The organism is Neolewinella aurantiaca (assembly GCF_008014675.1).
Lineage (GTDB): Bacteria > Bacteroidota > Bacteroidia > Chitinophagales > Saprospiraceae > Neolewinella > Neolewinella aurantiaca.
In genome coordinates this window covers 54,293-65,778 of record NZ_VOXD01000009.1, presented here as the reverse complement: position 1 = coordinate 65,778, position 11,486 = coordinate 54,293, and the positions used below count along the sequence as shown (strand labels likewise).

Genomic DNA, 11,486 nt, shown 5'->3' with positions numbered 1-11,486 from the left:
AGAGAAGCGTCGTTGGTTTACTGTAAGCTTCTGCTGCAGAAGTCAGAATTAATTTTATGAATGTGGTGGACAGTGTGGTGGTTTGTGGCGTGAATATAGTTAAATTCAGAATTTTTGCGAAATTTCGCCCGCAGGAATTCACCGATAATTAATATACAGGAAATATCAGGAGTCAGGTTTTTTCGGGCATTTCTACGCGTACCGATGAAGGCTTATCAGCCTCCGGTACCGGCAAACCCTATTTTTGCAGAAACCCTGTATCCCTTAGCTATGATTATATCTTCTTTGCCGCTTACTGGTGCGGTCTTCAACGGTAACTACCTGTGGTCGGTAGCCATGAACCTGGCCTGGAATGAACTCGTAGAGCACCAACTTGGTGGCTCGGCCACCATCAAAACGGAGGACCCCGCTCTCCGCCAACTCGTTGACCGCCTGAATACCGCCGTATTCAACCAGGATTTGCTGGATCCCGCCGCGTACTTCGTTCGCTCCGGTATCGGGCAAAAGGACGTGCTTAAAGCCCGTGAAGATCTTTTACGGGAACGGGACGTCCGCCAGTCCCTCCTGAATGATTTAACCCTTCAGCCGCTCGATATTTTCAGCTATGCCCGCTTCGGGAAAAAGCTCAGTTGGAAATCATCCTTTTCTCCTTACTCGGGGCGCTTCATGGGCGAAAGCGTAGGAGCTTTCCGCGCCAAAGACGTCACGGCACCGGGATTAGATTTGCTCGATTACGACCCCTCCAATCCGGAAAAGACTGTTCTGCGGTTGCATAGCGATAACGGGCAAGACGAGGTTTACCTTCTGGGTGGCTACACTCCGGGCCGCGAAGCAGAGATGACAGAGCGGGTCAGGCGCAGTGAATGGCCCAACGCCCAACGGCTAAATAGGATTGATGCGGTTTGCGTCCCTAACATAAGTTTCAACGTACACCGTGAGTACTCTTCTATGGTCGGTCAGCAACTGATCAATCCGCTGTACCCGGATGCGATTATCGCCAGAATGGAATCCGACACCTCCTTCACCATGAACCATGAAGGAGCCAGGGTGGAAGACGAGGCAGTTATCACCCTCAGCCGGTCGGCAGCTCCCCGGATCAGGAAGGATATTCGCTTCGAGACGCCCTTTATGGTTGTTGTCAAACAGCAAAATAACGATCTTCCCTATCTGGTGCTGGGCATAACGAATACGAGGTTCCTTGAACCGGAGGAAGGGTAGTGCCCGGGCTTCGACCTGCTTCGGGAAAACCTCCTTTGCACCTGCGTCCGCGCCCTCTGGAGCCTTCATACCCAAAAACACCCGAAGAATCTTCCCTGAACCCGCTTGTTAGCTGCTTCTTTACAATAGGGGTACGCTCAAACGACCAACGAACCAACATACCAAAGTACCTTTACCTTGCCCCCCGTAAAACATTCCCCCGCCCAAGTTCGTCTTCTTCCCTGACTATGCAATTTTTATATCCTTCTTTCCTCTGGGCCCTGGCCGCACTTGCCATCCCGATCATCATTCACCTCTTTTACTTCCGCCGCTTTAAGAAAGTGGCTTTTTCGAACGTAAAGTTCCTGAAGGAAGTGAAAGAAGAAACAAGCATGCGCAGTCGCCTGCGCAACCTGCTCGTGCTGGCCGCCCGCTGTTTGGCGCTGGCCGCGCTGGTGTTTGCTTTCGCTCAGCCGTTCATCCCTTCCGCGCGCGAGGTGCTTACCGGCCGCAAGGCCGTCAGCCTTTACGTAGATAACAGCTTTAGCATGGGGGCCGAGTCCGACAGCGCTCCACTGCTGCAGATTGCCAAGGATCGTGCCCGGGATATCGTGAATGCCTACGGAGTTGAAGACCGCTTCCAGGTGGTCGATAACGATTTCAGAGGCCGGAACCAGCGCCTGGTTGGTCAGGAAGAAGCGCTGGAACTCATCGAAGACATAAAAGTGGCCCCCGCCAGTCGCCGTCTTTCGGTGGTGAACGGCCGCCAGCGTTCGGCGCTTCGCACCGAAAACATTGAGAATAAAATCACTTACCTGGTCTCCGATTTTCAGCGTAATGTGGTGGACCTCTCCGCAGAAAAACTGGAGACTTCCGTGCAGGTAAACCTTGTGCCGCTCACCAGCGTCCGGGAACGCAACGTCGGGATCGATTCGGTATGGTTCGAGGCTCCGGTGCCGCAGCTGAACCAAAACAACCTGCTGCTGGTCCGCATCCGTAACTACGGAAACGAAGACCTCGACAATGTGCGCCTCAGCCAGAACTACCTGGGGCAAAGCAAACCGGAAGGAACACTGAGCATCCCCGCCCGCAGCTACGTCACCGATTCGGTTTACCTCAATATCTCCGAGCCTGGCATCGGACGCGCAGAACTTCGGATCACCGACTTCCCCGTTCAGTTCGACGACGTCTACCACCTCACTTTTCGTACCGCCGACAAGGTGAAAGTGCTCAATATCGACGACGACGGGCAACCGCAGCGCAACCTGCGCGCAGCGCTGGGCGGGCTCTCCGTCTTCGCGGCCAACTACGTCGGTAGCCGTAACATCGATTACGGATCGCTGGCAGAAAACGACCTGATTGTACTGACCGATCAGGTTTCGGTCGGCTCCGGCCTGGCCGAGCAACTGAGGCTCTACGTGGAAAACGGTGGTAACATCCTCATCTTCCCGCCCGCAAACGCTGATGTGAACAGTTACAATACTTTCCTGACCCGCGTTGGCTCCGACCGGCTGGATGCATTCGTGGAGCAGAACCGCGAAGTGAGCGGACTGAACCGCCGGGAATTCATTTTCCGTGACGTGTTCCGCAACCGCTCAAGTGCACTGCGGTTGCCCGCAACGACGGGCAATTTCCCCATCGGGCGCGTAGGAAGCCGTCAGCAGGAATCATTACTGACCTACCGCGACGGCTCTACGGCACTGGCCAAGTATACGCTCGGCGAAGGAAACGTTTACCTTTCCAGTGCTCCGCTCGATAACGAGATCAACAACCTCGCCCTCAACGCCGAAATCTTCATTCCCATGCTCTACAAAATGGGCATCAGCAGCGGACGCAGACGTCAGGCCGCTTACACCATCGGGCAGGACGAGGTAATCCAAACCAGCAGGCGGGGCGCAGGTGCAGACATCGTTTTCAAATTGCGCGGTAAGAACGGAGAGTTCATCCCCGAGCAAAGAGTGGTGGATAACCGGGTACTGCTTAGCCTCAACAACCAGGTGCCCGAAGCGGGCACTTACGACCTCGTTCTGGGCGATGAAATAGTGGATGCTTTTGCTTTCAACTATGACCGCAAAGAATCCGATCTTTCTTACCTCGATGCGAATGAACTGGCCGAACTGGCCAGCATCCCCAACGTTGCGCTTCTCGATGCCGACAACCAAGCCAGTCTGATCGGCGACATCCGGGAACGAAACGAAGGAACCCCGCTTTGGCGGTACTTCATCTGGGGCGCACTGGCTTTCTTCCTCGTGGAGGTTCTTTTGCTTCGCTTCTGGCGGGCCTGATAAAAAAGCGAAGTCCGACAGCTTAGATCTGCCGGACTTCGCTTTTTCCGTATCGTTCGTAAAGTGAGCTGAGGATTAACTTCTCCGGCGGCCAACAAAAGAGAACCAACGCCATACGCCCTGGTAGGCGCGGTGTTCTTCGGCTTTGTCTTCCTGCAGGTGCGACCTGAGCTTAGCCAGTACGTGGCCATCCATACGGACGTGGTGGCCAGCCATGTGTTTCTTGAAGGCGGGTACCGCACTGTCGTGGAAATCCACCGCAACGAGTACACCGTTGTCGCGCAAAGAAGCGGTAGCCACCTCGATGAGGGTGTCCCAGCCGGGATTTACCATCGTGAGGCAGTAACTGAACAGTACGACATCGAATTGTTCCCGGAAACTGTCGCTTCCGAAGGCCCCGTGAACAATGCTTACGCGCCCGCCGAACCGGCGGAGTTTCTTGCGGGCTATGCTCAGCATATCCTGTGAAAGGTCGATGCCGGTTATTTCGGCAGCAGGGAAGCGTTCGGCGAGGGAGACGAGGTTGTGGCCGGTTCCGCAACCTACTTCCAGGATGCGCAGGTTGTCGGTTGCAGCAAATGGTATTTGCCGAATGGCGTACCTGCGGCCAAAGAGGAAGCTCCAACGCGTCAGGTCGTAAATGCGCGACTGGAATTTGTAGTAAGTGCTAAGCGGATGCTCTGTCTCCGGGCTTAGAATGGATTGATGCTCGCTCATTACGGTTATTTAGTTACCTCAAGTAGGAATACTCCGGCGTAGGTGCCTACCCGGTCGAGCTTCGCTTGTGGGGCGGTCAGGTCATTGCGGAAGCGGCAGCGTTGGCGGACAAAATCAGGTACGGTTTCGGGCCGTGAGGCCGCTGACCGCAGCAAAATTCTGGTTCCCGGGCGGCTGTTGGCCATAATGAGTTCCCATTCTTCCTGCAGGGCTGCCGGAGCGTTGGCGGCCAGCCAGTCCTGGTGGTCCAGCAGAATAAACTGCGAGTAAGCGCCGGGTTGTTCCTGCAGGAACCGGGTGATGGTTGTGGTGTGGAGATCGATGCGGTCGGAAGCGGCTCCCAGTTGCTGGAAATTCTCTTGCATCAGGTAGTCGGGGCAGCAACTGGTGGTGTATTTGCCGTGGAGGTAAAGGCGGTAGAAGTAGTTGTCGGCAATGGGCAGTTCGGTAAATACCTGGCGGAAAGCGGCCCGTACGTATCCCGCACATCCTTCGTGTTCCTGATCGATGAGTTCACGCTGACTGGCGGGAACACCGACGAGGCTGAGACTTACGTTCTGCCGCCATTTACCGCCGAGCAGCCGCTTGAGCAAGCGATCTTCGAGCGCGAAGTACCGTTCGCGCTGTTCGGTCAGATCCTTTGCGTCGAGCAAGCGATCAATATCCTTACGGAGCGACCCGCCGATGCCCAGCAGCCGGCTGGCGCACCAGGCAAACAGACCGCTGCCGCCGTGAAAGTACAAACCCGCACGGGCGCCTTTGGGATTGAAGTAGTGCTGCTGCCGGTCCCAGTACTGCTGGCTCTCGGGCCTCAGGCCCGGCCGCAGGTGGCGGGTGTACAAGCCGGGGAAATCCGGCTGGCGGCCTTCACCGAAAAGCTGAAAGAAGTTGGGCCAGTCGAGTGTTTGCAACGCAGCGATTTTGAGCTCCAACAGCGCGTTTTGCCGGGGATTGACGTCGATGCAGTTGATTCTTTTGGGGCCGTCGAGCAGGTAAGCCAGGGCGTTGTCTCCTGCGCTGGTGATCATCACTACGTCACTCTCCGCGTTCAGGTCAAGCAGCGCCCGGTCGCAACGAGGATCTTCCCAGCAGGTGTTGTACACGAGTTTGTTGCCGTGTACCTTCTCGAAGAGCCAGTCTTTCATGACAGCGGTGCGCTTGCGGGGAGGATAGGCCGTTGGGGGAGAAGTTTGGGTGCCGGATGGATTAGCGGGCGGAGCGAGGGTAGTCATATGGTAGATTGAATGTTTTCACGGACCTTTCCTTGTCGGTTGAATAGCGTATGCTCTCACTATAGTGGAATTCGGCAGTGGTGCCCTCAGCCTTGAGGTCTAAGAGCAGGTAGCCGTGGTCTTTGATGTTGGTATAGTTGAGGTGGTCGTTATCGCGGTACAGGCGGTAACGTGCTACGGTGAGGGTGTCCCACCCACCGATGAGCTCATCGTAATTTGCGCTGCTGACGCTCGGTGTTGCGAGTTCATAAGCGAGGTGCTCGTCGTCTTTCTCGATGTCGAAGTACCAGCTGCAATGCGTGTCTCCGGTCAGGAAAATGGTGTTGGGGTTGCCGTAGGCCTTCAGGCTGTCCTGAAGCCGTTGCTGTTCGTACGCGTACCCATCCCAGGCATCGAGGTTGACGGCGTACTGGGGGAGAATCTTACTCAGGTCGAGGCGGGCAAACAAAACCTGATTACCGAGCAACTGCCAGCGGGCATCGCTGGTAGCCAGTCCTTCGCACAACCAGTTGAACTGTTTTTCGCCCAGCATCCGGCGGGAGGTGTCGGCCAGTTCGGTGACGTCGAAGCTGGTGGCGGGCGCATCGCGGCCGGCGAGCCGCTCGTCCAGCATGTGTAACTCGGCCATTTCCCCGAAGCGGAAACGGCGGTAAATGGCGCCGTCGCCGGATTCACGAATGGGCATCCAGTTGTAGTAAACCTGTTTGGCGGAAGTCATCCGGGTCAGGTAATCTCCTTCTTGTTCGGGGTTGTGGTTCTCGGCTCCGCTGAGGTAGCTGTCGTTGGCTACCTCGTGGTCATCCCAGACACAAATAAAAGGATGTTGCTGATGAGCAGCCCTTAGCTGGGGCATTCGGCGGTACTGGGCGTACCGTGTGTGGTAATCGTCGGCGGTGACGATCTCGTGGCGGGGTTCGTGAAAGCGGCCGAGAGTGGTGTCTCCGTAAACTCCGCTGGCGTATTCGTAGATGTAGTCTCCCAGGTGAACAACGGCGTTGAGATCGTTCCGGTCACTAATCCGGCCAAAGGCATTCATGTATCCCCACTCCAGCGCGTTGCAACTCACTACGGCCAGTTTTACATCTCCCGCGTCGTATTTAGCGGGGAGGGTTCGTGTCCGGCCTGTTTCCGACCACCTGCCGGCATTCATGAAACGGTAATAATAATAGGTATCCGGTTCGAGGCCGGTAACGTCTACTTTAATGCTGAATCGGTTGGCTGTACGTGCGGTCAGTTTTCCGCTGGTTGGTTTCTTGAAGGCCGGCGTTTTACTCATTTGCCAGACAACGAGACTGTCTTTTGCCGCGGCCGCTGTATCCAGCATACTCCAGATGATGACGGCATCAGCAAGGGGGTCGCCGCTGGCGATGCCGTAAGGAAAGTTCTCCGAACCAACCTCTGCTGCGGGGAGGAGGTCTTGCGGAAGCATAAAAGCTCCGGAAGACAACACGCTGATACTGTGGGGCGCGCGAACCGACGGACATCCGTCAAATACTACAAAAAGGATAGGAAAGAAATACCACCGCATCGTCTGTTACGCTTTACCCCCCAAAGGTCCGCTCTGTATTTTAAGCCCGTGCCAAGCCACTCTTAATTCATCTCACCGTGGCGTAATCATATTGTTAAGCATGAGGGGCCTGTTTGAAGTTTAGGTTAAAAACGACCTTTATCGTCACCTACGGTGCCAAATGTCAGAGGTCGACCAGAATCGTCCTGAAATGATGTCTAAAGGGAGAGAAGAGGTAAAATTGATAAACCTTCGGGATAAATTTGTGAGGTTTGCCATTCCGATAACCCCCAACTTTGCTGCGTCAATAAGACAGAACTATAGAATTAATCCAACCATGTTTAAATCCTTTCTAACTTCAATCCTGATGTTCTTCATGTTCGGTACGATGCTTGTGGCGGGCAGCCCCGAGCGCCTGCAGGGCGATTTTATTGCCGATACCGATGCCTTACTTAAGCGCTACGTGAAGCAGGGGCGTATCGATTATACCGGTATCAAAGCATCTGATGACCTGAAGCCTTTGATCAGCAAAATTGCCCAGACTGACCTGGCTTCTTTGAAGGGGAATGCTAAAAAAGCCTTCCTTATTAATGCTTACAATCTGCTGGTGATCAATCAGGTCCTGGAGAACTACCCTCTGGCGTCGGTGCTCGACGTAAATGGCTTCTTCGATGCTAAGAAGCAGACGGTTGGCGGCCGCAAGGTGACCCTGAACCAGTTAGAGAAAGACCTCTTGCTGAAAGAATTCAAAGACGCCCGCCTTCACTTTGTACTCGTCTGCGGGGCGCTTGGCTGCCCCCCGATCACCAACTTCGCATATACTCCGGACCGACTGGAAGCCCAGCTCACTAAACAAACTCAACTGGCCCTCAATAATCCTTCTTTCCTGCGGGTGAACGGAGACAAAGCCGCGTTGTCCAAAATATTCGAATGGTACGCCAGTGATTTCGGCGGTAATAAAGCAGCCGTAATCGCCTTCATCAACAAGTACCGCGATGAAGCAGTGCCAGCCAACGCGAAAGTAAGCTACTACGAGTACGACTGGACCCTGAACAAGACCTCGGGCCGGGCCGCAGCGGAGAAGAAAGAAAAGATGGAGGCCATCGACGCGATGGAAAAAGAAGCACTTGCCGAAGGCACCGAAGGGCGCGGTGAAATGGACATGGAGGAGAGAATGGGACTGGAACAGCCACTACAGAACTCCCTCTCCAGCCCTCCCGGAGGAGGGAACAACTCCGCCCGTTACGTTGTCTCGTCCACCATCAGGAAGGGAAGTGCAGAGATCAAATTATTCAATAACCTTTACAGTCAGGAGGCCGCCGGTGAGCGGTCTTCTTTCTTTACCGCCAGTTTGAGTGCACTATATGGTGTGACGAACCGCTTCAATGCGGGGATCGACCTCCGTTACCGGCGCGTCCGGTACGATGAAGCCGGGGCCGTTTCTAACTTTGCGGTGCTGAGTGATGGTGGAACCTTCAGCCGGACGGCCATCTCTGGCTTTGGCCCCAAGGTGCGTATCGCTCCGTTCAACAACCTGCCGAATTTCTCGATCCAGTCAGCACTCTGGATTCCCCTGGCCGACGATCTGGAAGGAAACGAGGGAGGACGCTTCACCGACTGGAACAAACCAACGTGGTTTACGCAGGTATTCAACGACTTCCCGATTGGCAGTAACTTCAGTCTGTTTGCAGAAGTGGATTTCACCCTCGAGGATATCGGAAGTGAAGACACCGACGCCAACCGCTTCTCCACCCCGCTGACGGGGATTCTGAGTTACTTCCCAACGCCCAAAGCGACGCTTTACGGATTGGCCAGCTATGCTCCGTACTGGCAGGAAGATTACGACTATTTCTACCAGCTTGGTGTGGGAGCCAAGTACCAGTTTACTCCAAATTTTGAGGTGGAATTGCTGGCGGTGGCTTTCGAAACTGAATTTCTGAATTCAGTAGATGGTAACGCCGGGACCGTAAACCTGGGGATTCGGGTGAACCTGTAGCGGACCGCGAGACGCAAAGACAGTCGGCCTGTTGAAGGTGAGGGGCTGGTCCCCGTATCGTGTTTAAACGCTTATTTGAGGTTGGATGGCAACATCAGCCTTGTCTGGAGATCCAGAGCCCGGTTTAAGCCGTACCTTGCAGCACTAACTATTCTTGATGTTTTCCTTTCGCTGCCTGTTGTTTTTAAACTTATTGTTGCCGATCACTCTGTACGCACAAATACCCCAGTACTTCACGGGTCTGGCGCGCACGCAGGTGCAGTATTTGGATGCGAAGAGCAAAGTATTGCAAGCCGGTACCTCGCCCGAAAACCTTGCCTTGCACCTGCCGCCGGGCCAGCAACTGACGGATGCCCTGACCGGTCTTCGGCAAGATCTGATCAATCTGCCCGCCATCACCCGGGCGAGCTTTACCATCGATTCTTCCCGCGAAAACCTATCTGTAGAATGGGACATCGAAGAAGCCCGGACCCTGTTTCCGCTGCTCGACCTTGGCGGCGTGAAGGGGAATTTTTACTACCTGCTCGGCTTTACCGATTCGCACTTTCGTGGCCGTGGCCAAAGCATCACGGCGTTCTACCAAAACATCGACGGCCAGCACAATTACTACCTCAGTTTTACGAATCCGAACCTCAACGGATCCCGTTGGGGCTATCAGCTTGAGAGTCGTCGTTACGCCGCCATCGAGCCGTTGTATTTCCCCGAGACTGTCCGTTACATCTACTCTAACCTGAATTTTGGGGCGGGGATCAGTTACACTACCCCGAACCGCCACGTCTTCCGCTTCGGGCTCAGCAATTTCTACGAAGATTACCGAAAAACAGAGGCTGAACCCGGTTCTCCCGGTCCCCGGGAGCTAAAACTCAACAAAGGCCTCCTGAAGCTGAGTCATGGCCGCCGAAAACTCGATTATCACTGGGAACGACTGGCGGGTACCGCCAACGAAACCGTCTTTCAGGCCGTCCGTACCTTTAACGGAACCGACGACAACTTCCTCATCGCCTGGCACGATTTCCGGTATTACCGCATGGTTGGCAAAGCGACGAACCTGGCCGTGAGGCTGCGCGCCGGGGTGTCTACCAACAACAACAGCCCTTTCGCCCCTTTCGTCCTGGATAGCCAGGTAAACATCCGTGGCTCCGGCAACCGGATCGACCGCGGAACCGCCCAGCTCATCCTCAATCTGGAGTACCGCCTCACTGCTCTGAAAGACCAGAAAGATCGCTTCGCCCTGCAGGCCGTCGGCTTCTCCGACCTGGGCAGCTGGCGCAACCCCGGCGGCGAAATCTCCGACATCTGGGACGAACGCAACTTCCGCCATTTCGTAGGCGGCGGTCTTCGCTTTATCAGCCTGAAGGCTTACAACGCCGTGCTCCGCCTTGATTACGGGGTGGATGTGCGCCACTCCCGGGAACGAGGTTTTGTGGCTGGTTTTGGGCAGTATTTTTAGTAGTAGGTAGTGGGTAGAACGTGGTGGGTAGTGCTGCCGCACTTTATCCCTCGCGGAAGCACTACCCACTACTAACTACACTCTCTCCTAGACAACAACTTCCCGCTCCGCTACCCTGGTCAGGAAGCTGTCCATCAGAGTATTGAACTCTTCGGGCCGCTCCATCATTGGCGCATGGGCGCACTTGTCGATGAAGTGCAGCTCGGAGTCGGAGATGAGCTCGTTGAACTGCTCGCCGACGAAGGGAGGCGTGATGGTGTCCTGGTTGCCCCAGATGAGCAGAGTAGGAGCCTTGATGCCGTCGAGCTTGTGCCCGAGGTTGTGGCGTACGGCCGACTTGGCGGTCATGATGATCCGCAGGCCTTTGTTCCGATCGTTGACGGTGGCGAAGACCTCGTCCACCAGCTCTTTAGTGGAAACTGCGGGGTCGTAGAAGGTCGATTCGGTCTTCTTTTTGATGAACTCGTAGTTCTTCCGTGGCGGCAGGGTATTGCCCATTGCACTTTCAAAAAGGCCACTGCTGCCGGAGAGGGTAATTGTAGCGATGCGATCGGGGTGGGCCAGAGCATAAAGGATGGCAACGTGCCCACCGAGGCTGTTGCCGACGATGTGTACCGGGGCGAGGCTCTTATGCTTCACGAAGTCTTCGAGGTGATCAACCAAACCCGCAAGGGAAACCTTGCGCAGCGGCAAGGTCATGATGGGAAGGGTGGGCAGGATCACATTGTAGCGATCGCGGAAAAAACTGATCTGGTCCTCAAAATTACTCAGGCCGCCGAACAAACCGTGCAACAGGAGGATGGGTTCGCCCGGTCCGCCTGTTTCCAGGTATTCGAACTTGCCTTCTTGCTTCATCTGTAATGCCATGGACTTGGATAACTTTTACTGTGGGCGGTAAAATAACGGAAAAAAACGTTGGGAAGGGGCATTTATTGGGTAGTGGGTAGAATGTATTGGGTAGTGCTGCCGTGCGTTATAGTGTGAATGTTCGCTCCGTTCGTTCAGTTTCATTGTCTGAAAAGGCAAAAAAACAGGTACACTTTCTTGTAATGTCAGCTCTGTCAGTTTCATTACCTGTAACGCCTTCAGTGCTTGTAGTATG

8 protein-coding genes are annotated in these 11,486 nt (G+C 54.9%); 4 read left to right on the top strand and 4 right to left on the bottom strand.

Annotation, left to right across the window (positions count from 1 at the left end):
• Positions 1-270 precede the first annotated feature (270 nt).
• Together FUA23_RS07605 and FUA23_RS07600 are read left to right on the top strand one after the other, a co-directional pair.
• Positions 271-1,218, top strand: coding sequence for a hypothetical protein (locus FUA23_RS07605; protein WP_147930136.1), 948 nt, complete (start codon positions 271-273; stop codon positions 1,216-1,218).
• A 227-nt stretch (positions 1,219-1,445) separates the two neighbouring features.
• Positions 1,446-3,482: a BatA domain-containing protein gene (locus tag FUA23_RS07600; protein WP_147930135.1), complete on the top strand. Its 2,037-nt coding sequence runs from the start codon at positions 1,446-1,448 to the stop codon at positions 3,480-3,482.
• A gap of 75 nt (positions 3,483-3,557) precedes the next feature.
• Here the strand turns inward: FUA23_RS07600 and FUA23_RS07595 are convergent, their stop codons facing one another.
• The 3 genes from FUA23_RS07595 to FUA23_RS07585 are packed head-to-tail and all read right to left on the bottom strand — an operon-like array spanning position 3,558 to position 6,959.
• Entirely contained in the window at positions 3,558-4,199 is a 642-nt protein-coding gene (locus FUA23_RS07595; RefSeq protein ID WP_147930134.1) for a class I SAM-dependent methyltransferase, read from the bottom strand.
• A 5-nt stretch (positions 4,200-4,204) separates the two neighbouring features.
• Complete coding sequence (locus tag FUA23_RS07590; RefSeq protein WP_147930133.1) at positions 4,205-5,431, bottom strand: DUF3419 family protein; 1,227 nt, start codon at positions 5,429-5,431, stop codon at positions 4,205-4,207.
• Positions 5,406-6,959 (bottom strand): alkaline phosphatase D family protein, encoded by a 1,554-nt coding sequence (locus FUA23_RS07585; protein ID WP_147930132.1) that lies wholly within the window; start codon positions 6,957-6,959, stop codon positions 5,406-5,408. Before FUA23_RS07585 ends, FUA23_RS07590 begins: the two co-directional genes overlap by 26 nt.
• A gap of 316 nt (positions 6,960-7,275) precedes the next feature.
• On the opposite strand from FUA23_RS07585, the gene FUA23_RS07580 reads away from it, so the two are divergent.
• Positions 7,276-8,934 carry a DUF547 domain-containing protein gene (locus tag FUA23_RS07580; RefSeq protein ID WP_187270929.1) on the top strand — a complete coding sequence of 553 codons (1,659 nt, stop codon included), beginning with the start codon at positions 7,276-7,278 and terminating at the stop codon, positions 8,932-8,934.
• 157 nt (positions 8,935-9,091) lie between these two features.
• Positions 9,092-10,384: a BamA/TamA family outer membrane protein gene (locus FUA23_RS07575; protein ID WP_147930130.1), complete on the top strand. Its 1,293-nt coding sequence runs from the start codon at positions 9,092-9,094 to the stop codon at positions 10,382-10,384.
• A gap of 87 nt (positions 10,385-10,471) precedes the next feature.
• Here the strand turns inward: FUA23_RS07575 and FUA23_RS07570 are convergent, their stop codons facing one another.
• Positions 10,472-11,251: an alpha/beta fold hydrolase gene (locus FUA23_RS07570; RefSeq protein ID WP_147930129.1), complete on the bottom strand. Its 780-nt coding sequence runs from the start codon at positions 11,249-11,251 to the stop codon at positions 10,472-10,474.
• Between the last annotated feature and the right edge of the window lie 235 nt (positions 11,252-11,486).

Coding starts and splice junctions, on each gene's coding strand:
- FUA23_RS07595 (WP_147930134.1), bottom strand. CDS start 4,199: ATGAGCGAGCATCAATCCATTCTAAGCCCGGAGACAGAGCATCCGCTT.
- FUA23_RS07605 (WP_147930136.1), top strand. CDS start 271: ATGATTATATCTTCTTTGCCGCTTACTGGTGCGGTCTTCAACGGTAAC.
- FUA23_RS07585 (WP_147930132.1), bottom strand. CDS start 6,959: ATGCGGTGGTATTTCTTTCCTATCCTTTTTGTAGTATTTGACGGATGT.
- FUA23_RS07570 (WP_147930129.1), bottom strand. CDS start 11,251: ATGGCATTACAGATGAAGCAAGAAGGCAAGTTCGAATACCTGGAAACA.
- FUA23_RS07600 (WP_147930135.1), top strand. CDS start 1,446: ATGCAATTTTTATATCCTTCTTTCCTCTGGGCCCTGGCCGCACTTGCC.
- FUA23_RS07575 (WP_147930130.1), top strand. CDS start 9,092: ATGTTTTCCTTTCGCTGCCTGTTGTTTTTAAACTTATTGTTGCCGATC.
- FUA23_RS07590 (WP_147930133.1), bottom strand. CDS start 5,431: ATGACTACCCTCGCTCCGCCCGCTAATCCATCCGGCACCCAAACTTCT.
- FUA23_RS07580 (WP_187270929.1), top strand. CDS start 7,276: ATGTTTAAATCCTTTCTAACTTCAATCCTGATGTTCTTCATGTTCGGT.